Origin of the sequence: Coleofasciculus sp. E1-EBD-02 (assembly GCF_040218245.1) — a bacterium.
Classification (GTDB): domain Bacteria; phylum Cyanobacteriota; class Cyanobacteriia; order Cyanobacteriales; family Coleofasciculaceae; genus Coleofasciculus.
The window spans coordinates 1-21,213 of sequence record NZ_JAVJQN010000010.1 but is presented as its reverse complement, the minus strand read 5'-3'; the positions used below and the strand labels follow the sequence as shown (position 1 = coordinate 21,213).

Below are 21,213 nucleotides of genomic sequence, written 5' to 3'. Positions count from 1 at the left end.
GTAAAAAGGGTGGTGTATGCAAATGCAGAGTAATTTGAGAACTGAATTAGGAATCAACCATGTACTGCTTATGTATGTGGGAAATCTGGAAACGTATCAGGGGGTAGATCTCCTCCTGGAAAGCTTTGCCTTGACTTTAAAGAAAGATAAGTTTGCTGATTTAGTCATTATCGGTGGAGAGGCGTCTGACATTCAGAAGTATAAGCAGCAGGCTAAACGTCTTGGTATTCTAGAAAACGTTCATTTTTTGGGACCCAAACCCGTTGATGATCTAGGGCTATATCTAGCACAGGCTGATATTGTCGTCTCGCCTAGAGTCAAAGGGAAAAATACACCGATGAAACTCTATTCCTATCTACACAGCGGCAAAGCCTTACTAGCGACGGATTTACCCACTCACACCCAGGTGTTGAATAGCCAAATTTCCCTACTGGCAGTACCCAATCCTCAAGCTTTTTCCCAGGGAATGGTGCATCTGATTGATGATCCCGATTTACGACTCAAACTGGGTAGCAGCGGAAAACAATTTATTGAACGGAATCATACTTATAAAGTGTTTTGTCGAAAATTCAATCTTCTCTATGATTGGTTGTATGCAGGAGTAGTGGAGGGTGCAGCCGTAGCATTAAGCGTAGAAGCTTAGTTTAATCAAAATCAGGGTAAGGAGCATCATATTATGAAGAGAAACCTGCTCAATTTAACCAGAAACACATACGACTTACTGATCATTGGCGGTGGTATCTATGGTGCCTGCATCGCCTGGGAAGCCAGCTTGCGGGGTTTATCCGTGGCGTTGGTGGAGAAAGGGGATTTTGCCTCAGCCACCTCTGCTAACAGCTTAAAGACGATTCATGGGGGATTGCGATATCTGCAAAATGCTGATTTTCGGCGTATGCGGGAATCGATTCGGGAACGCAGAACCTTATTACGGATTGCGCCTCACTTAATCCACCCACTCCCAGTTTTGATTCCCACCTATGGACATGGGATGAAGGGAAAAGAAGCCTTGAGTCTGGCACTGGCAGTGAATGATATGATTAGTTGCGATCGCAACCAACTCGATGATCCCCAAAAACATATTCCCAATGGTCGCGTCATTTCTGCTCAAGACTGTCAGCAGTTGCTTCCAGGTATTCCCCATCAAGGGTTAACCGGGGGCGCACTCTTCTATGATGCTCAAGTCTACAACTCAGAACGACTTCCCCTCTCATTTCTCCAGTCTGCGGCACAAGTTGGTGCAGATGTCGCCAACTACGTGGAAGGGGTTGACTTTCTTAAAGAAGGGAATCGCATCACGGGTATCAAAGCCAAAGACATCCTTACTGGGGATCACTTGGACATCCGCGCCAAAACCGTCATCAATACCAGTGGTCCCTGGATGAATCAAGTTCTGGGTTGGCTTCAGGGAGAGTCACCATCTGTTAATGTGCCTTTGGCTAAAGCAGTTAACCTCGTCACTCGTCCCCTATTCCAAACCTATGCTGTAGGAATTTCTAGCACCAACAGCTATCGTGACCCCAATGCCATAGTGAATAAAGGAAGTCGCTTCCTATTTATTGCCCCTTGGCGAGGCAAATCGATAATCGGTACATCCTATACAATTTGGGATGAGAAACCCGATGATTTACAGGTTACTACAGCAGACATTCAAGACTTGTTGGATCAAATTAACCAGGCATACCCACCTGCTAATCTCACACCCGAAGATGTTGATTTTGTCCATGGGGGACTATTGCCCAGAACCGGAGTAGATTCCCACACCGGAGAACCCCTACTGGAAAAACAGTATCACATCCACGATCATGCCCGTGAAGGATTACCCGGACTCCTGTCAATTATTGGTGTGAAGTATACCACCGCCAGAGATGTGGCGGAAAAGGCAGTAGACCAACTGTTTAAATCATGGGGACAACAACCGCCACAATCGGTTTCTGATATCACTCCCATTTACGGTGGAGAAATTGAACGATTTGACACCTTTTTACAAACGGCGCTGACAAATTCCCCTAATGGATTAACAGAGGAAATCATGCGTCGTCTGGTTTATAACTATGGGTCTGCCTATCCGGATATACTTGAGTCCCTAGAAGGCAATCTTCACCAGCAACAAGCGCCAGTAGATGAGTTGGCGATTCTCAAAGCCGAGGTGATTCACGCCGTCCGCGAAGAAATGGCTCAAACCCTAAGTGATGTGATATTTCGGCGCACAGAACTGGGTAGTGCTGGCGTTCCCGAACCTCACATTCTTAAGTATTGTGCTGAAACTATGGCAACAGAACTGGGCTGGAGTCTTACCCGAATTGAACAAGAAATACAAGCGGTGAAGGAGGTTAATCAGCATCGATTTCTAAACGTAGTATAAATTGTTGGAACTCAAAATTCATCTCCTGTTTGACCTATGCCATCTCCCATTGCCCACGCTGTTTCCGGATATGTCCTTGCCAAGTTTTTACCCTTGACTCAACTCAGAACCTCTAGATGCAGGCGATGGGAAATCCTGTGTTTGTATCCAGTTTTTGTCGCCACTGTTGCTGACCTAGATTTTATTCCTCAGATCATCACTGGAGAATCATTCCATCGCGGTTTAACCCACAGCCTAATTTTTACCCTTGGCTTTAGTCTGATTTTGGCGTTCATACTCCATAACCGATGGCAGTTCTCTTACAAGCAACTGGCTTGGATAACGTTTATTCTCTATGGTTCTCATCTGGTTTTGGATTTTTTTACTGAAGGCAGAGGGATTCCGTTGCTGTACCCGTTTACGGAAAACTTTTTTGTATCTTTAATTACCATTTTTCCGGGAGTTCATCACTCTAGGGGGTTGTGGCATTACAGTCACCTAATCCCGATTAGTTTTGAATTGGTTTATTCAGTTTTGCTAGTCTGGGGAGTAAGATGGTGGCGATTAGTCAAAGCCAATCCGAGAAGAAATATCTAATTCAACTAAAAAAATGAAATATCCAGATAAATCTTCATTTATTGTATTGCTGCGATGCTTGGGTCAGCTATTACCAGGAAACTATCTGAAAACAACGGTTTACTTAAATTTAGTTCACAAACCTCGTAAGATACTGCGTCGTCTTCTGAATAGTTTTTATCGAATGGATATAATTTACGAAGTTATTCAGGAGTTTAAAAATCAGTATAAAGGAAACTTTTCTATTCTTGAATTTGGCACAGCCGATGGTTATTCTTTTACGAAAATGCTGTATGCGACCAAGTATCTTGACATGGATAACCGAATCACCGTTCACACCTTTGATTCTTTTGAGGGAATGCCAGCTTCTGTTGATGCAAAAGACAAAGATGTCATTGCAGATGATGGATGGGTTGAGGGTCAATTTAAGGGAAGATATCAAGAGCTTGAAGACTACTGTCGGAGTCACTATAAGAATTACCAAATTCACAAAGGCTATTTTCAAGATACTATGACCGATGAAAATCTCAGTTTCCTGAAAAATAATTTACCCATTTTAGTTTGGATAGACTGTGATTACTACAGTTCAACTCGTACTGTTTTTGATAAACTAATTCCTTATTTACCCAATGGTTGTGTGGTCTATTTCGATGACTACGATTTCAACTTCGGTTCGCGATTCACCGGCGAAGCCAGAATTGTCTATGAAATTAATCAAGGTCTGTTGGGTGAGGGAATAGAGTTGATTTTGGATCGAGAGCTATCATTAAATTCTAACCGTGTCTACCGTTTCATTCGCTTCGAGTCAGACCTCCATTTTGAGCGATTGTATAAACGGAATTTGGTGAGCCAATTGCGTCAACGAACCAATGATTCACCGATGCCATAAGGGTGGTTAACCAAGGAAACAGTGAAGTATTAGGAAATCAGTATGAAAAAGATATTAGAAAAAGAGTGGCCCCTGTTGCTATTTAATAAATCTGTACTGAAGCAGAGGAAATTTAAAGAAATTACTGCGTTGCTGGGAGAAAGTAATGATTTGCACTGTCTGGACATTGGTTCTGATAATGGTGTAATTAGTTATCTGCTGCGCCAACGGGGTGGCACCTGGAAAAGCGCTGACCTGGATGAACATACGGTGGATTCCATCCGGGGATTAGTGAAAGACAACGTATTTCAAATTAATGGTCGTCAAACCCCCTTTGCCGATAACGAATTTGACCGAGTGGCTATCATCGATTTTTTGGAACATATTCACACTGATGAAGAATTTGTTAAGGAATTATTCCGTATTATCAAACCGGGGGGAGAATTAATCATTAACGTGCCACATATCAAAAACAGCCTGCTGCGAAAGTTTCGGCTGGCAATTGGGCAGACGGATGAAAAACATGGACATGTTAGACCTGGGTATACGGTGGATGACTTAGTATCCCTGTTGATGGGTCGGTTCAAAATCGTTAATCATAGAACGTATTCCAAGTTTTTCTCGGAAGCCGTTGATACTTTGATGACGTTGGCACTTGACTTACTCAAGCGGGGAGGAGCAAAATCTCAGAAGGGTCGAATTGTCACAGGACAAGACATGAAACGATACCAAAAAATGTTCAGGATGTACTCCTTGGTTTATCCGGTTGTTTGGTTATTTTCTAAGCTAGATGCCTTATTATTAGGAGCAAGTGGTTATATGCTGATTGTCAAAGCCAGAATTGATAAGACCTAGGAAATAGTTGGCATAACGTTAGTTGTTCAGGGGCATGAAACAGTGGTTACGACAAATAATTTTCCCGAAACAGCAGATATCGAAACATCCTCGGATGATTATGCATCCCGCTTTGCCGGGGAAATTGGCGCTTGGTTACTCAAGGTTCAAGAAGAAGCAACGCTGAAGATGCTAGCAGCTTATCCCTATGCCAAGATTTTAGATGTTGGCGGTGGGCATGGTCAACTGACGGAGGCGCTGATTCAGAACGGTTATCAAGTTACCGTTTTGGGAAGTGCAGAGAGTTGTCAAGCGCGAATTCAGCATTTTGTGGACGCTAATCGTTGTAACTTTAAGGTGGGTAATATTTTGGACTTACCCTATCCGGATAACACGTTTGATATTGTGATTAGCTATCGGCTACTTCCGCACGTCAGTCAATGGAAACCCTTTCTGGCTGAATTAGCCCGGGTGGCGGATAAAGCTGTGATTGTAGACTATCCAACCGTCAGAAGTGTGAACGCGATCGCACCCTACTTATTTAAGCTGAAGAAAGGCTTAGAAGGCAACACACGACCCTTTACATGTTTCCAAGAATCAGAACTGCTGGATTACTTTCGGTCTCTAGGAGTCACTCCCATTGACCGTTATCCGCAATTTTTCCTGCCTATGGTACTACATCGGATGTTAAAATCTCCTCGAGTTTCATCGGCGTTAGAAAAATTATCCAGAGTATCAGGATTAAGCTATTGGTTCGGATCTCCGGTTATTTTGCATTGCCGCTTTATAAATCGGAAAATATTAAACGTGGAATAAGTGATAATCATCATTATTTTATTTTTGAGAGGCAACTATGATAGCGCGTAAAACGAAAAATCGAGTCTATAAGACTCCATTAACAGAGCAACTGAGTCAAACAGAATATTCTGTATTAAAGCGATATCAAAACAAAGTTTTAGGAAATGATAGAATTTTTTATTTGTTAAAATACGAAGTAATAACATCCTTATTTGGCAACGTTAACGGTGGCTTAGGGTATTTGCTTCGCAAACGATTTTATCGCAACCTTTTCAAGAGTATTGGTAAAGGAGTAATTTTAGGAAAAGGCATTGTATTGCGTCATCCTGGACAAATTTTTATCGGGGATCGTGTAGCTATTGACGATTATGGACTATTAGATGCCAGCGGTGCTGGCGAGGAAGGTGTCCACCTAGGAGATGATGTGATTGTCTCCAGAAATTGTGTGATACGGGGTAAAACCGGTTCAGTGAGAATCGAGGATAAAACCGATATTGGCTGTAATACTATTCTTTCGTCCACTAGCGGAATTTTTATTGGTCGTTCTGTGTTAATTGGTGGCAACTGTTATATCGGTGGCGGACGTTATTTATCAGACCGTTTGGATATTCCAATGATGGAACAGGGAGTTTACTCACAAGGACCCGTTGTGATCGCAGATGATGTGTGGTTAGGTGCTGGCGTAATTGTACTGGATGGGGTTTCCATTGGCAAAGGATGTATTATTGGTGCAGGTGCTGTGGTGACCAAAGACCTTCCTGATTATGCGGTAGCGGTTGGAGTACCCGCTCGAATAATTCGCAACCGTAAAGAAACAAAAGATGTTTAAATATTTACGGTAAAATTTCTGTATTAATTTGGAGTAAAAACATGAAAATTTTAGTCACAGGTGGGACAGGCTTTACGGGCAGCCATTTGACGCGCCGTCTACTACAAAAAGGGCATGACGTTGTCGCTATTGATAATAAGCCAGGTCTCTTTTTTGATGAACTCAAGGAAAGAGGTGCAGAAATTCACATTGGCAGTGTTGCAGACCGAGACCTTGTGGATAAAGTTACCCAAGGGTGTGAAGTTGTTCACCATTTAGCAGCAGCATTCCGCCAAGTCAACCTTCCCAAGAAGATCTACTGGGATGTAAATGTTGAAGGAACGCGCTACCTACTAGAAGCAGCTCTGAAATATGGCGTTGCCAAGTTTGTCTATTGCAGCACTTGTGGGGTTCACGGAAATGTTAAACAAACCCCCGCTGATGAAAATGCCCCAATTACCCCGGCGGATTACTACCAATACACAAAATACGAAGGAGAGAAACTCATACCTGATTTTGTGCAAAAGGGTCTAAAGGTTCTGACACTCCGACCAGCAGCCATCTATGGACCGGGAGATCCAGAGCGCTTTTCTATTCTCTTTAAACGAGTGAAAAAGGGACGCTTTTTAATGTTTGGAGATGGTCAATGTCATTACCACCCCTTGTATATTGATAACCTAGTCGATGCATTTGAACTCGCTGCCGCCTCGGAGAAAGGCAATGGGGAAGCCTACCTGATTGCCGATGAAAACTATCATACCCTGAATAAGTTAGTGACTGCGATCGCTAAAGCCATCGGCGTCAATCTAACTATTACCCATCTACCATTCTGGCCCCTTTGGACAGCAGCTTTGGCAACGGAGATAGTATATAAACCCTTACCAGGAATTGATCCCCCTCTGTTTCGCAGACGGGTTGATTGGTTCCGGCATAATCGAGCTTTCAGTATTGACAAAGCTAAACGAGAACTAGGTTATCAACCCCAAGTCGATTTGGATAAGGGATTAGCTTTAACAGGTAAGTGGTATCAAGAACAGGGCATTCTGTGATGTACTCCCGACCTCGACGCTCAGATTGCGTTGCACGAGATTGTCCTTTGGCGATAGAACTCCCCATTTAGATATAACCCTTAACTTTTTATAACCAAGATCGCTGGTTTTAAGTCATTCGTAAAAAGCGATCGCGGCGCATCAACACAACCATCACGGCAATACTGGGAACCATTAAGCCCAACCCAACAATTGGTGTCAATCCATACAGAATCAGAGATGGAATTGCCGTTATCAGCCAACTAATGACAGCAATAATGCCAAGGCATTTGCTGATATGCTGATACTCCATGCGGTTCATTAGGTATAGACCAATAAAACACAACATAAGTTCACTCAATAAAGTTGCTATGGCTGCACCAACACCTCCTAGATAAGGAATAAGAAGAAAATTGGAAATCACATTAGTCATTGTTGCTCCAAACATAAGAGTAGGCAGTTGCTTTTCTCGCCCGGTAGCTTGAAGTAACTTTTGCACTAAGGTGCCAAACATTTTGAAACTCAAGCTGGGTAGCAGGATAGCCAGAGGTTTGACAGCAGGAGCAAAGGCTTCGCCATAAATAATTTGTACTAACATAGTTTGGGTAAAACCTGCCACAACAATCACAGGCAAAGCTATCCCTAAAAGCAGGCGCGTACACTTATAAATCTGCTCTGGAAGTTTTTCAGGTTCGTTGGCATAATATCGAGCAAATCGAGTGAAGGCAACATAGAAAATAACTTGTGGCAACTCAGTAAAAATTTCCAGCATCCGGTACGCTGCACTGTAGAACCCCGCTTCCCCGGTAGGAGCTAATCCCTTGAGCATAACCACATCAATCTGATAGTAAAGAATCCACAGAACCCCAGATAGCGCAAATGGGTAAGCTGTCCGAACAGATTGCCAAAGTCCATTCAGGCTTAGAGGTAACCAGATCGAAGTTTTCCGACTCAGGTAAACCAGCAACCCCACAATATCCAGGAAACGGACAAGAACAAACGTTCCGACTACCCATACTAAATTTTTCGATAGAAACAGAACGACACATGAAAGCAGCACAGCGAAAAATCGCTCTATGGCTACGGAAACCGTTTCGCTTCTAAACCATCCCATTCCTTTAAGAACACCGCGTAGCGTCATTTTCACACTACGACACAGTTCCGCAAAGATGACTAAGTAGCAGACAATTAAACCCTCACCTTGGTAACCTAATAAACGAGCGATGGGAAAGAGAAGGATAAGAACGAGCAGAAAGCTTAATCCCTCAACAATCAGAAACTGACCTGTCGATTTAGACCCTTCGACTGGGTTGGCTGCTACCTCGCGAGTCAGTAGTGCTGGAAACCCAAACTGGATGAGCAGGGAAAGGATAGCTCCCAAGGCAACAGCAGCCGCGAAAATCTCATATCGCTCAGGCCCGAGGACGCGAGCGAGAATAATATAGAAGGCAAACGTCAGAGCGAGAGTTGCTTCTCCGATTAAAACGTAGAGATAGGACAGATCCAAACGACTAAGTAAATTTCTCACAGTCAGTTAAAGTGATTTAGATTACATCCCTGAACGTTCAGCAATACCTCTAGGAAAGCCCAGGATAGCTATTTCCAAACAGTAGGCTGCTGATTGTAAAATTTTATCCTTATCTGTGGTGTCGTGAAAATAACATCTAGAGAATGAAAGTATCTTTTTTACGTGGAAAAATTCTTTTCTCAGGATACGAGCAGTTCTTCCCTTTAAACAACCAAAGAACAAGAAGTAGTCGAGGTAATATGTTATCGTAAATAACGCCTGAACAGACTCCCACTTTCCTGTTTAACTGAGCAGTATTGCATCTAATCTTGTATCGAGGACGATTCATGGTCAATCGTTTAACCAGTCGCCCACTTCTTATTGCAGGTTTACTTGTCGTCTTCATTGCGCTTGCACCCATCGTTGTGCTGTTCACCCAACCACCCACTTATCTGACCCCAGCGCAACTGCTGACTGATCCGTTTCTACAATTGCCCACTGACACCTCGGTGCGCGTCGTTTGGTTTACAGAATTTGCTGGAACCCGTCATAGTGTAGCTTATGGAAAAGGACTGAGGCGGGTTGCGATCGCGAATACCACCAAACTCACTCGCACCCGGGAAGACCAAAAGTCCCGTGTTGGTGAGCAAACCGAAGATGCTCAAGTTTACCAGAAACCGACACTAAGGGATATCTGGCGACATGAAGCCGAGGTAACGGGACTCACTCCGGGTGAACGAGTTCCCTATCAAGTAACCAGCGTGCGGAACGATGGACAAATCATCAAGAGTAACCCCTTTACCTTAGCCGCTGCACCTCCCCCTGATACCCCCCTGAAAATTCTGCTCACTTCAGATCATCAACTCATGCCCATGACAGCCGCTAATTTACAAAAGGTAGCAGAAACTGTAGGCAAAGTGGATGCCATTTTTCTGGCGGGAGACTTAGTAAATATTCCCGATCGCGCTTCCGAATGGTTTGATGATAATCGCGGTGGTGCTTTCTTTCCCGCACTTCAGGGACAGGCTGACTATAAACTGGAGAAGAATAACATTACTACCCGCTACACCGGAGGTGAGTTAATTCAACATGCGCCCTTATTTCCCGCCACAGGAAATCACGAGGTCATGGGACGATTTTCTACAGATAGCGGATTAAATGACCAGTTCAATGACCCAATTCCTCGCCAAGTTGCAGCAGAAATTTATCAACAAACATCCGCCCAGTCGAACTCGAATAATCCTCTCATTTGGCTCAAAGAGCATTCCTTTAATACCGACACCTACAACGAAATTTTTACGCTACCGGGAAACGAGAACTATTACGCCATAACCTTTGGTGATATTCGTCTAATTTCCCTGTATATTACCAACATCTGGAGAACACCCAGCCTCAAACCCAATGCCAAAGGACGATATCGGGAACGAGAAGCGGATTTAAATGATCCCACGGCTTGGGGATATGGACAGCATATTTTTGAACCAATTAAACCGGGAAGTCCTCAGTATAACTGGCTCAAAGCAGAACTCAACAGTCCAGAGTTCCAACAAGCCAACTATAAAATCGTCATGTTTCACCATCCCCCCCACTCTTTAGGAGACAATATTGTCCCACCTTATACTGACCCCATACAAATTATAGAACGAGATAGGAATGGAACGATTATGGCGGTGCGTTATGACTATCCCCCACAAGCCGATTATATTCTACGGGATGTGATCCCCTTACTAGAAAGCGCAGGCGTACAACTGGTTTTATATGGACATTCCCATCTCTGGAATCGCTTTGTCAATCCTCAGGGAATCCATTTTCTGGAATCATCCAATGTGGGGAATACTTACGGGGCTTACCTAGGCGAAAAACAGCGTAAAGTGCCAGAGGGTAAAGACTACGCGGCTACAGGCGATCCCAATGGATTAGAACCGATTCTGCCAACAATTGCACCCTTACTAGGTGAGGATAACCAACCCTTACCATATATTGCCAGTAACGATATCACCGTATTTAGCATCTTAGACACCAGCACAGGAATTGTCAGAAGTTATCGCTTTGATACCAGGAAACCCGACTCAGACATAATCAAGTTTGATGAATTTCCAATCGCCCCGGTTCGTAGGGTGCGTTAGCGAAGCGTAACGCACCTTTCCCCTGGAGTACAAGAAAATATAAAAAATAAAATTCGTGAACAAGGCGTTAGACAACCTATGGCATTTACAGACTTCAAATCCCTGGCTCAAGTTCAACAAGAATACAATATCAAGTATTCAGAAGAAAGCTTTATTTCATATATTAACTTGAACCCTTCGGATAATTTCCGTAACGAATTTGAATTTAACCTAGAAAATATAGATGTTTTTACATCTGAAGCCTCTCGCTGTGAAAATGTTATTTATCCAATCTTAAGAGAAGTCTATAAAAGCTTTGTTGATAAATACACACTCTGGAGTCATAAGTCCATTACTTATGATCATAAACTCACAGGCACACCTGATTATTTAATATCAACAAAATCAGAACTCGGAAAAACCATACTGGGTTTACCGCTTGTCGTCGTTATTGAAGCCAAGCAGAATAACTTTATTGAAGAGTGGGGACAATGCCTTGCGGAGTTAATTGCTGCACAGAAGATGAACCAGAATGAAACAAAACCTGTTTATGGCATTGTTACCGATGGAGAATTATGGCAACTGGGGCGGCTTGTGGAGGATATTTTTACCAAAGAGAAAATCAGAATAGCGATTACAGATTTAGATAAATTATTTGGCGCGATCGGGTTTTTGCTAGCTGCATTGAAACAGTAGGGGCGCACGGCGTGCGCCCATAAACCCCGGCGTGTACCCATGATGTCGGCGGTTGTCGGCGTTTCCCTTGTCTATCATCACTTGGCGCGAGGGCTAGATCAAACATTAAACCGAAATAGCATCACATCGCCTTCTTGCACCACATACTCTTTCCCTTCCGCCCGCACTAATCCTTTATCCTTCGCCGCATTCATTGATCCAGACGTGACTAAATCATCATAACCAACCGTTTCCGCCCGAATAAATCCCCGCTCAAAATCAGTGTGAATCGTACCAGCCGCTTGGGGGGCTTTCATTCCGGCTGTAATTGTCCAAGCCCGGGTTTCTTTGGGTCCCGTGGTTAAAAAGGTGCGTAATCCTAACAACTCATAAGTAGCCCGGATTAAGGATTTTAATCCCCCTTCTTCTACACCTAACGACTCCAAAAAATCGCCCCGTTCCTCTTCGGGTAACTCAATTAATTCTGACTCGACTTGGGCTGAAACCACCACAACTTCTGCCGCTTCAGAGGTTGCCACTTGGCGCACTTGTTCCACCCATTCATTCCCAGAGGCTAAATCATCCTCTGACACATTCGCCGCATAAATAATCGGTTTTGCACTCAATAATCCTAACGGCTTCACCGCCTCGGATTCGTCTTCGGTTAAACTAATATTTCGCGCCGATTTACCTTCATTCAATCCCGCGCTCAACTTTTCCAAGGCTTCCAGTTCCAACTGCGCCTCTTTACTCGTCCGCGTCTGCTTGCGAGTGCGTTCCATGCGGCGTTCTACTTGGGCTAAATCCGCTAACGCAAGTTCCAGATTAATTACGTCAATGTCACGTACTGGATCAACGGAACCGGAAACATGGATAATATTCTCATCATCAAAACAGCGCACCACATGGACAATGGCATCCACTTCCCGGATATTGGCTAAAAACTGGTTCCCGAGTCCCTCGCCTTTACTCGCCCCCTTCACCAATCCAGCAATATCGACAAATTCAACCCGAGTTGGCACAATTTGCTCAGAGGTGGAAATCTTCGCCAGCACGGACAACCGTTCATCGGGTACAGCGACAACCCCAACATTCGGCTCAATCGTGCAGAAGGGAAAATTCGCCGCATCTGCTTTAGCATTGGCGACGAGGGCGTTAAATAAGGTTGATTTGCCTACGTTGGGCAATCCCACAATTCCGGCTCTTAGCATGTCAGCGCAATTTGGAAACGATTTAAGGAGTTCTAAACGTGGTTAAAATTATCGGTCGTAAACCCTTGGGTACTCAACCAGTCTATGACATTGGCGTCGAGCGCGACCATAATTTTCTGCTCTTCAATGGCTCGGTGGCGTCCAATTGCTTTAATAAGTCCCACTCCACGGCGTATGCCTATGTTACTTATCAGACAGCGTTTCTGAAAGCCAATTATCCGGTGGAGTACATGACGGCGCTGCTGACAGCCAGTAGTGGGAATCAGGATAAGGTGCAGAAGTACATCGCCACCTGTACCACCATGGGCATCGATGTCTTGCAACCGGATATTAACCGATCGCACGTCGATTTTACCCCAGTCTCTGGCAAAATCTTATTCGGATTCTCGGCAATCCGGAATTTGGGCGAGGGGGCGATTGATAATATCCTTCAGAAACGGGATAAGGACGGGGATTTTCAGTCATTAGCCGATTTTTGCGATCGCGTGGAGTTGCGGGTGGTGAATCGTCGCGCCTTGGAATCCCTGATTTACTCCGGGGCGTTTGATCGCCTAGAACATAATCGCAAACAACTGATTCACGATTTAGAGGTGCTGATTAGTTGGGCGCAAGATCGGGCGAAGGATCGAGAGAGTGGTCAAATTAATATCTTTGATATGTTAGGAAACACGGATAATAACGATAGTGATGGGAATGAGGCATGGAAAGCTGCTCCGAAAACCCCGCAGGTTGAGGATTTCTCGGCTCAAGAAAAGCTACAGCAAGAAAAAGAGTTGCTCGGCTTTTATGTCTCGGATCACCCCCTAAAATCCGTGCGCCCCGTCGCCAATCAGGTGCTGACTCCGATTAACCTCAACGAATTAGGCGATCAAAATAAACGCACCATCCTGAGTGCCATTGTCATGCTGACTGAGGTCAAATTTCACAATACCAAAACAAGTGGCGATCGCATGGCATTTGTGCAAATGGAAGATCTCACCGGTCAAGCCGATGGCGTTATTTTTCCGAAAACGTTTGAGCGAATTAGTTCCTTCATTGAAAAGGATGCCCGTTTAATTGTTTGGGGGAAGGCGGATGAACGAGATGAGAAAATCCAGATGATTATCGAAGATGTTGAACCGATTGAAACGGCACAAATGATTATCGTGGAACTGACCCCCCAGCGCGTGGACACAGCCACCCTGCAACGTCTCCAATCGATTTTGCAAGAACAATCAGGAGAGAGGAAACCGCAAAAAGTGCCAGTTATCGCTAGGGTTGGGGCGTTAAATCAGAGCCAATTTGTGCGCTTTGATCCTAAATACTGGGTACAAGATTATCAAGGTATGGTTGACAGGCTGAAGTCGGCGGGATTTCAAGCTCGCACCAAGGCGCTGGCGGACAATCAGTAGGGAATGCGATCGCCTCCAGGTCAAGATAATCTGTAGGGGCGGGTTTAGGAACTAACCTATCGACACATAACCGATAACAGTTCAAAACCCGCCCTTTCCTAGTGCATCCTGGCAGAAATAACTGAACAGCTAACATCTCCCCCAGCTCCCTCTGCTCCCCCAGCTCCCCCAGCTCCCCCAGCTCCCCCAGCTCCCTCTGCTCCCTCTGCTCCCTCTGCTCCCCCAGCTCCCTCTGCTCCCTCTGCTCCCCCAGCTCCCCCAGCTCCCCCAGCTCCCTCTGCTCCCTCTGCTCCCTCTGCTCCCTCTGCTCCCTCTGCTCCCTCTGCTCCCTCTGCTCCCTCTGCTCCCCCTGCTTCATCGTAATCTACAAAGCTGCTCAAGTATTTCCGCAGCGCTACACTAGGGCATCGGTCAAGAAGAAATGGCTAGATTTACAATCTTTTTACAACCGAAAGAGCCGTCTTTGCCATTCCTTCATAGTCTTTCATTTAGGATGATTTACAGATAGCAAATGATTAAGTGGGACAAGCATCATGCCCGAATATCAATGGAAGCTGACGATCGTCGAACGCAACCTATTATATTCCAACTGGATCACTTTGATGCCAGAGGCACAAGAGCGAATGTTAGAGGAAGCTGAAGAATTGCTCAGGGACTTACCGCTATTAGATAAACAACGATTACTGACATTTTTGGCAAGCCTTAAAGATACCGAAAAACATTTGCATCATAAAATTCAGCAAATTGTTAGCCATCATATTCAAAAAAATGCACACAATATTATCGGGAGAACATTGCTCTCTAGTAGTGCTATATAACGGATAGAATTCAGTTGACATCCGCCAAAAACCCAGTAGAGACGCGCCATGGCGCGTCTCTACTGTCCCAGTTAGCGGTCGAGACTTTTTCGACACACAGTCCTACACTTAGATGTAAGGAAAGTTTCCTAACTGTCAGTAGTCGCAGAGGCAGTTCAAGATGGTACTCTCCGTCTTCCCTATCTCTGGGATTAGTTTGATTAGGGTTATCTACCGTTAACGATTATGTTGTCACCATTTTTCATACTATTCCTCTATGCTTCGCTTTGGGTTTGGTTCTTTGGTGGATTTACGGCTAAAAAGCCAGAGAAAAAAAAGACACCCGAAGAACTATTGGGAGAATCACTGTCCAAATACCTTTCTTCCTTAGACATTCCCAAAAAGAGTTAACCGATTAAGTTGACAAATCTCCAATACCTTTAGACAGACCCCACCCTAACCCTCCCCTTACCAAGGGGAGGTAACTCAAATGGCTTTAATTTAGGGGGTTAATGTCACTGGACTTGTAATTCATTTAAACTCTATTTCAACAAGTCGCTGTAGCAAGTCCGCCTCTTGAGTCATTGCCTGACGAATCCGGGTAATCATATAGGAGGCGGTATTCTTGTTGACTCCAATCTTTTTCGCTAACTGACGTACACTAATCCGTTCCAGAGGATTGAGAACCAGATAAATTGCCAGAAACCATTTTTCTAAGTCAACATGCGTTTTGTGAAACAGAGTCCCAACTGTAACGCTATATGAAGTAAAGCATTCGTTACATTGATATCGACGTTCCTTTTTTAAGCGTCGAGAATGAGTTGATTGGCAATAGGGGCATTGGGGATACTTACCCCACCGGATTTGTTCCAGACGGGCAAGATAATTATCGTTTTTGTGGCTCATCTTTAGTTCCAAAATATGATGAACCAAAGATGAACCATAAAACTCCAATAAATAGGTGTTTTATGTCATATAGTGTTGCAGAAAAATGCCAAGGCGGATTGCCTCGGCACTGAATTAACTCGTTCTACTATTTCTGGGATTGAAGTGGAGAACAATGATGTTCGTTGTACTAAGAAATATTAAACAATGTCAAATTTTGACTATTTTCCGTTTCTTCTTCCCTTGTCCTTATGCTCAACTTGAATGGTGTCTGACTACTTAGCGTAAGGTATCGAGCCAACCCATATCTGCTTCATTCAAGGCGGGTTCTGGCGGCATCGAATAGTCAACCACCAAGTCAAGGGCGGCTTCCTGATAGGCTTGTTCAAGTAAGGCAGCCAAATCGATCGCAGGTTCAACGTCTGCGGCGCTCAGGGGTAATAAAAAGACGGGTATTGGTTCCCGCAAATCAAAGGGATAGCGTTCTGCAGCAGGTCTTTCATTGGCTCGACTGACTAAGATTTGATAGTCTGCTTTACATCCACCTTCCAGAGGCATGGATTCACCACTTCTGAGCAGATCAATTTCGACCAAATGAGTTTGGCTATTGAGTATAGTTTGACGCTTTTTGAGGTACTGCGATCGCCCTTCCCCCGATCGTTTATTCTTGGGTGATAGCACTTCAATAACCGTAATAACCTTGCGAGTAGCCACTTCGCGAATTTCCAAAAAGCGTTCGGTTATTTCTTCGAGCATAGGTACCGCCACGCGCTCAGGCTGGCTCAAAACGGCGGCTGAGGTAGAGGTTGTAGTGCGATTAGGGGTTTGCTGAATCACCGTTGTATCAGGAATACCCACTAAAACAGAATCCAGGTAAACCCGCTTATCGACAGCCGCCCGATATTTGGGGTTAAGTACTGGGTTGAGTGTCCTCATTAGCCCACTAATCAACCCGTAATGGATTTCGGGCCAAATGTCTGGTCGTTCCAGGTAGGGGTTCATACCAGGAAAATTAGGTTGACTGGTCATATCAAGTCCGGTAGCGTCGGTTGTGTATTACTTGTAAGTTTTGAGGGGTGTAGGGGCGGGTTTCACTACTATCGTCTCTTTTTGACCCAGATGCAACTAAACCCGCCCCGATTAATCCTTCGCTTCGCTCTAAGACATGGCGCGTGACCCTTCACTTCGGAAAGAGGACATGGTTTTGATTTAAATTTGGCTTTCTTTAACTAACTCTTTGGCTGTATTGGCGAGTTTTCTGGCTAAGGTAGAATCACCTTGTTTATCAGCAATAACTGCCATGGCTTGAAGCACCTCCGCATTCGTAACACCGCGTTCCTGCATTCCTTTGACTTCATTTTCAAGGTCTTGGGCTGAGGGTTTGATTGTTTTTTTTGATTCGGTCAAGGGTTATCTCCTAATCACGTATAAATTTGTTCACCGCATATCATAGCCAAACAGATTCGGATTAACCTCTCCTAATTCCAAATCATCTAAGCCATACTCGACCCAACGCCGATCCACCATAGCCGCAACATCCGCATCGGATTCCAATGGCGCACCCCATTCATGTTCCGTTTCGGGAGGAATTTTAGTCGTTGCATCAATCCCCATGCGTCCGCCTAAACCAATCTTTTCACTGGCAAAATCTAGACTATCAAAGGGCGTATTCGGCAGAATAAAGACATCTCGCGTCGGGTCTACTTTGGAACTAATTGCCCACACCACTTGACGCGGATCACGGATATTAATATCTTTATCCACAACAATGACAAATTTGGTGTAAGTAAATTGGGGTAAGGCACTCCAAAAGGCTAAAGCCGCCCGTCTCGCTTGTCCGGGATAGGCTTTATCAATGGAAATAATCGCGGCTTTGTAACTGAGGGCTTCCATGGGGAGGAAGAAGTCCACAATCTCGGATACCTGTTGGCGTAAAATTGGCGTATAAATCCGATTGAGTGCGATCGCCATCATGGCTTCTTCCTTGGGGGGACGCCCACTGAAGGTGGTAAGATAAATGGGGTTTTGGCGATGGGTCATGCAGTGGAAGTGAATCACTGGGGAATCTTCGACGCCGCCGTAATACCCCATGTGATCCCCAAAGGGTCCATCGGGTAATACTTCCCCTGGTGTGATTGTCCCTTCTAAGACAAACTCGGAATCAGCCGGGACTTGTAAATCTAACGTCTTGCACTTTGCCAGTTGCACCCCAGAACCGCCGTAGAGTCCAGCAAACAGCCATTCAGAAAGGTCTACGGGAATTGGCGTGGCGGCTGCCATAATAATTAAGGGATCAACCCCAAGTGCGATCGCAATTTCTAGTTTCTTGCCATTCTGCGCCGCTTTGCGTAGGTGTCTCGCCCCACCCCGTACCGATAACCAATGAACACTCATGGTAGTCCGGGATTGGAGTTGCAGACGGTACACACCCACATTCGGAGTACCCGTTTCACAGTCTTTGGTAATCACCAACCCCAAGGTAATAATTTTGCCCGCATCCCCTGGATAGGGACGAATTAGGGGCAGTTTATTTAAATCTAGGGCGTCTCCTTCCACCACCACTTGCTGACAGGCGGGGAAAAAATCGCGTCCTGGTTTGGCTTTGACGACATCAAATAAAATCTTGCCAAACTCCACCGCCTGGGAAATTTTCTTCGGTGGTTTCGGCTGTTGCAGCATTCCCAGCTTTTTCCCCAATGTTTCCAACTCTTGGGGATGTTCCATATTCATCGCCCAACACACCCGTTCCTCGGTTCCCATCAGGTTGATGGCGACGGGAAATGATGAACCCTTGACATTCTCAAATAATAGTCCGGGTCCCCCCGCCTGTAGCATCCGATTGGATATCTCGGCAATTTCTAAATCCGGGTCAACCAACGCCGTAATCCGGCGTAATTGTCCCCGTTCCTCTAAAAGCTGGATGAATGCCCGCAGATCTCTCGCCATAGTTAATTAAGATGTGTAAAGCTTTTTCTTTCTTTTATTATGGATGCATACGCCATCCTCTGTGCTACTTCGTGATATGTCTGATCCGTCCAGTGCGCCATTGGCAACTGATACAGCAATTATTGATCAAATATGCGATCGCGTTTACCAAATCGTCCTGGATATCCAACAGCAGCATCCGGAACTCCTCAAAGAAAAGTACAGGAAGATTCCTTGGCACACCTCCCACAATCAATCTGTCTTGATCACGAAGCTAAAAGCTAGACTGACTCAAGCTGAGGACGAGGAAACCAAAATGATAAACCTACGGCGTTTCCTAGAAATTTTACTCCTTCCCAGCTATTTTACACAACCCAGTTTTGGTGAATTGACTCAAACTCTACAGTCCTTAATTCCCCAAACTTCCCCATCAGCGTCGCTGAAAGTGGTCAGTTCAGATAGTTCTGAATCTGTCTCCTCTCCGGCTTCAGTGACTAATGATTCCCCAGGTATTGCCATTCTTTTACTCGACGCCGAAAACCTACAACTGGATATCGAAACTGAAAGATTCCTGGCAAAAGTCTGTACCTATGCGATTCAAATTAAAGTCGCCTTTGCCAATTGGCGCAGCCTCGGCAAAAAAGACGCAGAATTCCACAGTCGTGGGTATGAACTGATTCACGTTCCACCGGGGAAAGATAGTGCCGATATGAAAATGGCAACGGTGGGAGCATCAATTTTTATCCATTATCCCAATGCCAGGGAAATATTGGTTTGCTCCTCAGATGGCGGGATGACTCATCTTTATAATACACTTCAGACTCATGGATTTACCGTCTATTTAGTTCGCAAACAAGGGGATAATATCACCGTTTTAAATAGTAATACGAACCAAACTCAAAGACATTGCCTGAATCCGTCCCCGGAAATCCCTGGTCTAGAAGAATTTATTAATCAAATCAAAGCGATTATTAGACTTGAACAAACTCGCACCGGGAATCTTTGGGTGGAACTGTCTCAGGTTTCCACTTTATTTGGCAGCCATCACCATACCAGGATCAGTCACTTAGTCTCATTGCACTGTCCCGGCAAAACGGTTCAAGATTTTTTTCGCGATTATCCGTCTGAGTTTGTGTTACATGATTTACCAGAACAGTCAGAGTTATATGTAACCTTGTTTGAAAGCAATCCTTCCGATTTCACGCCTAACTCCAATGTCTTGCCTGAATCTACAGCTTTAGAGAGTTCTTTAAATAAAATGATTCGCTCCAAGGTTGAGTTAGAACAGGAATTAACTAGAATCGTGAAAAGGCTCATGGCGGCTTCAGGTCAAACCTATGTTCCCATTTCTAATGTAGGCAGTGAATTCTGCAAACAGCATAAGCAAGGAATTACTCAGGTACTTAAAGGTTTAAACATCAACGCTAAATTCGTAACCTTTTTAAAGAGCTGTCATTCATTGAATCTCAAAAAAACAGGAAAAGAACATAAAATTACAATTTGTAATTTGACAGTGAAATAAACCCAAAAGCACATTAAATCAACTCCAGGCTCGATCGCGAAATAGTTAAACTAAAGATAAATCCCCGACCGGAACCCGTCGGAAATCTAACTCCTTACCTGTTGGACAATAGGTCTGTACCGTTATAAGATAAAAGTTACCAGGGTTGATTGTGCGGAATTAGTCTGAGATTTTCTTAAATGACAAGAGTTTATGATTTATTAATCCAAGGCGGTTTCGTCATGCTGCCCCTGCTGGGATTATCTATATTAACGATATCCTGTGGGCTAGATCGTGCTTGGTTTTGGTTTCAATTATTAAGCCAAGAAGCCACCCTGGTTAACGATGTGCTAGGGACGGCACATTCTAACTTAGAACAGGCTAGAGACATCGCTGAATCGGCTCAACACTTGCCCATTGGTCGCTTTCTCTATGCACCCCTCAAGCTAAAACAGCCAACACCAGAAACCTTTCGTTTAGCCATGGAAGCTGCTGGTGATAAAGAATTAATCAAAATGCGAAAAGGGGAAAAACTACTGGAAACCATTGTCGCTGTTGCCCCTCTATTGGGTCTATTGGGAACGGTTACGGGTTTAATTAGTACATTCAATAACCTAAAAATTGGTGGGGGAGGAACAACGGTTGAGGCAACAAAAGTGGCTGGAGGTATTGGTGAAGCGCTAATTACTACAGCAGCGGGTATGATTGTGGCAATTATTGCGCTTTTAATTCTCCGAACTATCGTCACGTTACACTCCCAGCAAATGGACTACTTTGCAGAGGTGGGAAGTGAACTAGAACTTATTTATCGCCAGGTTTGGTATGAACCGCTTCTAAAAACCTAGACAAACCTACCCATAAGTAATTCTGCCTTGGTATAAGTCCACGGTGTAACTTTTGGTCGATGACCGTTAACGCTTGCGCTTGGCTGATACCCGGCGTTGTTGCTCGATATCAGCCTTA

At 44.6% G+C, this 21,213-nt stretch carries 22 protein-coding genes; 15 read left to right on the top strand and 7 right to left on the bottom strand.

What is annotated here, in order from left to right; translation table 11 throughout:
- Positions 1 to 16 precede the first annotated feature (16 nt).
- The 8 genes from RIC07_RS01760 to RIC07_RS01725 are packed head-to-tail and all read left to right on the top strand — an operon-like array spanning position 17 to position 7,274.
- Complete coding sequence (locus tag RIC07_RS01760; RefSeq protein WP_446393009.1) at positions 17 to 643, top strand: glycosyltransferase family 4 protein; 627 nt, start codon at positions 17 to 19, stop codon at positions 641 to 643.
- Between the two features lie 33 nt (positions 644 to 676).
- Positions 677 to 2,362 (top strand): FAD-dependent oxidoreductase, encoded by a 1,686-nt coding sequence (locus tag RIC07_RS01755; protein ID WP_446393008.1) that lies wholly within the window; start codon positions 677 to 679, stop codon positions 2,360 to 2,362.
- Positions 2,363 to 2,398: 36 nt separating this feature from the next.
- Entirely contained in the window at positions 2,399 to 2,938 is a 540-nt protein-coding gene (locus RIC07_RS01750; protein WP_446393007.1) for a metal-dependent hydrolase, read from the top strand.
- 13 nt (positions 2,939 to 2,951) lie between these two features.
- Complete coding sequence (locus RIC07_RS01745; RefSeq protein ID WP_446393006.1) at positions 2,952 to 3,806, top strand: TylF/MycF/NovP-related O-methyltransferase; 855 nt, start codon at positions 2,952 to 2,954, stop codon at positions 3,804 to 3,806.
- Between the two features lie 42 nt (positions 3,807 to 3,848).
- Positions 3,849 to 4,640: a methyltransferase domain-containing protein gene (locus RIC07_RS01740; RefSeq protein ID WP_446393005.1), complete on the top strand. Its 792-nt coding sequence runs from the start codon at positions 3,849 to 3,851 to the stop codon at positions 4,638 to 4,640.
- Positions 4,641 to 4,682: 42 nt separating this feature from the next.
- Positions 4,683 to 5,435, top strand: coding sequence for a class I SAM-dependent methyltransferase (locus RIC07_RS01735; protein WP_446393004.1), 753 nt, complete (start codon positions 4,683 to 4,685; stop codon positions 5,433 to 5,435).
- A 37-nt stretch (positions 5,436 to 5,472) separates the two neighbouring features.
- Positions 5,473 to 6,246, top strand: coding sequence for an acyltransferase (locus tag RIC07_RS01730; RefSeq protein ID WP_446393003.1), 774 nt, complete (start codon positions 5,473 to 5,475; stop codon positions 6,244 to 6,246).
- 41 nt (positions 6,247 to 6,287) lie between these two features.
- The gene (locus tag RIC07_RS01725) at positions 6,288 to 7,274 is read left to right on the top strand and encodes an NAD-dependent epimerase/dehydratase family protein (RefSeq protein WP_446393002.1); all 987 of its coding nucleotides are present in this window, start codon (positions 6,288 to 6,290) and stop codon (positions 7,272 to 7,274) included.
- Positions 7,275 to 7,383: 109 nt separating this feature from the next.
- Here the strand turns inward: RIC07_RS01725 and RIC07_RS01720 are convergent, their stop codons facing one another.
- Complete coding sequence (locus RIC07_RS01720) at positions 7,384 to 8,781, bottom strand: flippase (protein WP_446393001.1); 1,398 nt, start codon at positions 8,779 to 8,781, stop codon at positions 7,384 to 7,386.
- Positions 8,782 to 9,107: 326 nt separating this feature from the next.
- Between RIC07_RS01720 and RIC07_RS01715 the strand changes: the two genes are divergently transcribed.
- Together RIC07_RS01715 and RIC07_RS01710 are read left to right on the top strand one after the other, a co-directional pair.
- The gene (locus tag RIC07_RS01715) at positions 9,108 to 10,886 is read left to right on the top strand and encodes a metallophosphoesterase (protein WP_446393000.1); all 1,779 of its coding nucleotides are present in this window, start codon (positions 9,108 to 9,110) and stop codon (positions 10,884 to 10,886) included.
- 78 nt (positions 10,887 to 10,964) lie between these two features.
- Positions 10,965 to 11,561, top strand: coding sequence for a hypothetical protein (locus RIC07_RS01710; protein WP_446392999.1), 597 nt, complete (start codon positions 10,965 to 10,967; stop codon positions 11,559 to 11,561).
- Positions 11,562 to 11,659: 98 nt separating this feature from the next.
- Here RIC07_RS01710 and ychF read toward each other — a convergent pair whose 3' ends face one another.
- Positions 11,660 to 12,751, bottom strand: a complete 1,092-nt coding sequence (ychF, locus tag RIC07_RS01705; protein WP_446392998.1) for a redox-regulated ATPase YchF — start codon at positions 12,749 to 12,751, stop codon at positions 11,660 to 11,662.
- 38 nt (positions 12,752 to 12,789) lie between these two features.
- On the opposite strand from ychF, the gene RIC07_RS01700 reads away from it, so the two are divergent.
- On the top strand, positions 12,790 to 14,142 hold the full coding sequence (locus tag RIC07_RS01700; protein ID WP_446392997.1) for a helix-hairpin-helix domain-containing protein: 1,353 nt from the start codon (positions 12,790 to 12,792) through the stop codon (positions 14,140 to 14,142).
- Between the two features lie 98 nt (positions 14,143 to 14,240).
- Here RIC07_RS01700 and RIC07_RS01695 read toward each other — a convergent pair whose 3' ends face one another.
- Positions 14,241 to 14,522, bottom strand: coding sequence for a hypothetical protein (locus RIC07_RS01695; RefSeq protein ID WP_446392996.1), 282 nt, complete (start codon positions 14,520 to 14,522; stop codon positions 14,241 to 14,243).
- 153 nt (positions 14,523 to 14,675) lie between these two features.
- Here RIC07_RS01695 and RIC07_RS01690 point away from each other — a divergent pair, with 153 nt between their 5' ends.
- On the top strand, positions 14,676 to 14,960 hold the full coding sequence (locus RIC07_RS01690; RefSeq protein WP_446392995.1) for a hypothetical protein: 285 nt from the start codon (positions 14,676 to 14,678) through the stop codon (positions 14,958 to 14,960).
- A 225-nt stretch (positions 14,961 to 15,185) separates the two neighbouring features.
- On the top strand, positions 15,186 to 15,350 hold the full coding sequence (locus RIC07_RS01685) for a hypothetical protein (RefSeq protein ID WP_446392994.1): 165 nt from the start codon (positions 15,186 to 15,188) through the stop codon (positions 15,348 to 15,350).
- 120 nt (positions 15,351 to 15,470) lie between these two features.
- Here RIC07_RS01685 and RIC07_RS01680 read toward each other — a convergent pair whose 3' ends face one another.
- The 4 genes from RIC07_RS01680 to RIC07_RS01665 form a co-directional block, all read right to left on the bottom strand.
- Positions 15,471 to 15,845, bottom strand: coding sequence for a transposase (locus RIC07_RS01680; protein ID WP_446392993.1), 375 nt, complete (start codon positions 15,843 to 15,845; stop codon positions 15,471 to 15,473).
- A 258-nt stretch (positions 15,846 to 16,103) separates the two neighbouring features.
- Positions 16,104 to 16,853, bottom strand: coding sequence for a DUF4058 family protein (locus tag RIC07_RS01675; protein WP_446392992.1), 750 nt, complete (start codon positions 16,851 to 16,853; stop codon positions 16,104 to 16,106).
- 180 nt (positions 16,854 to 17,033) lie between these two features.
- Entirely contained in the window at positions 17,034 to 17,231 is a 198-nt protein-coding gene (locus RIC07_RS01670) for a hypothetical protein (protein WP_446375027.1), read from the bottom strand.
- Between the two features lie 30 nt (positions 17,232 to 17,261).
- On the bottom strand, positions 17,262 to 18,770 hold the full coding sequence (locus RIC07_RS01665) for a UbiD family decarboxylase (RefSeq protein ID WP_446392991.1): 1,509 nt from the start codon (positions 18,768 to 18,770) through the stop codon (positions 17,262 to 17,264).
- Between the two features lie 76 nt (positions 18,771 to 18,846).
- On the opposite strand from RIC07_RS01665, the gene RIC07_RS01660 reads away from it, so the two are divergent.
- Together RIC07_RS01660 and RIC07_RS01655 are read left to right on the top strand one after the other, a co-directional pair.
- On the top strand, positions 18,847 to 20,271 hold the full coding sequence (locus RIC07_RS01660) for an NYN domain-containing protein (protein ID WP_446392990.1): 1,425 nt from the start codon (positions 18,847 to 18,849) through the stop codon (positions 20,269 to 20,271).
- 179 nt (positions 20,272 to 20,450) lie between these two features.
- Complete coding sequence (locus RIC07_RS01655) at positions 20,451 to 21,095, top strand: MotA/TolQ/ExbB proton channel family protein (RefSeq protein WP_446392989.1); 645 nt, start codon at positions 20,451 to 20,453, stop codon at positions 21,093 to 21,095.
- Positions 21,096 to 21,213 lie beyond the last annotated feature (118 nt).

Excerpts from the sequence above, each read along its gene's own strand:
- RIC07_RS01690 (WP_446392995.1), top strand. The coding sequence starts at position 14,676 with ATGCCCGAATATCAATGGAAGCTGACGATCGTCGAACGCAACCTATTA.
- RIC07_RS01730 (WP_446393003.1), top strand. The coding sequence starts at position 5,473 with ATGATAGCGCGTAAAACGAAAAATCGAGTCTATAAGACTCCATTAACA.
- RIC07_RS01755 (WP_446393008.1), top strand. The coding sequence starts at position 677 with ATGAAGAGAAACCTGCTCAATTTAACCAGAAACACATACGACTTACTG.
- RIC07_RS01750 (WP_446393007.1), top strand. The coding sequence starts at position 2,399 with ATGCCATCTCCCATTGCCCACGCTGTTTCCGGATATGTCCTTGCCAAG.
- RIC07_RS01660 (WP_446392990.1), top strand. The coding sequence starts at position 18,847 with ATGTCTGATCCGTCCAGTGCGCCATTGGCAACTGATACAGCAATTATT.
- ychF (WP_446392998.1), bottom strand. The coding sequence starts at position 12,751 with ATGCTAAGAGCCGGAATTGTGGGATTGCCCAACGTAGGCAAATCAACC.
- RIC07_RS01655 (WP_446392989.1), top strand. The coding sequence starts at position 20,451 with ATGACAAGAGTTTATGATTTATTAATCCAAGGCGGTTTCGTCATGCTG.
- RIC07_RS01675 (WP_446392992.1), bottom strand. The coding sequence starts at position 16,853 with ATGACCAGTCAACCTAATTTTCCTGGTATGAACCCCTACCTGGAACGA.
- RIC07_RS01685 (WP_446392994.1), top strand. The coding sequence starts at position 15,186 with ATGTTGTCACCATTTTTCATACTATTCCTCTATGCTTCGCTTTGGGTT.
- RIC07_RS01680 (WP_446392993.1), bottom strand. The coding sequence starts at position 15,845 with ATGAGCCACAAAAACGATAATTATCTTGCCCGTCTGGAACAAATCCGG.
- RIC07_RS01745 (WP_446393006.1), top strand. The coding sequence starts at position 2,952 with ATGAAATATCCAGATAAATCTTCATTTATTGTATTGCTGCGATGCTTG.
- RIC07_RS01665 (WP_446392991.1), bottom strand. The coding sequence starts at position 18,770 with ATGGCGAGAGATCTGCGGGCATTCATCCAGCTTTTAGAGGAACGGGGA.
- RIC07_RS01715 (WP_446393000.1), top strand. The coding sequence starts at position 9,108 with ATGGTCAATCGTTTAACCAGTCGCCCACTTCTTATTGCAGGTTTACTT.
- RIC07_RS01725 (WP_446393002.1), top strand. The coding sequence starts at position 6,288 with ATGAAAATTTTAGTCACAGGTGGGACAGGCTTTACGGGCAGCCATTTG.
- RIC07_RS01740 (WP_446393005.1), top strand. The coding sequence starts at position 3,849 with ATGAAAAAGATATTAGAAAAAGAGTGGCCCCTGTTGCTATTTAATAAA.
- RIC07_RS01710 (WP_446392999.1), top strand. The coding sequence starts at position 10,965 with ATGGCATTTACAGACTTCAAATCCCTGGCTCAAGTTCAACAAGAATAC.
- RIC07_RS01760 (WP_446393009.1), top strand. The coding sequence starts at position 17 with ATGCAAATGCAGAGTAATTTGAGAACTGAATTAGGAATCAACCATGTA.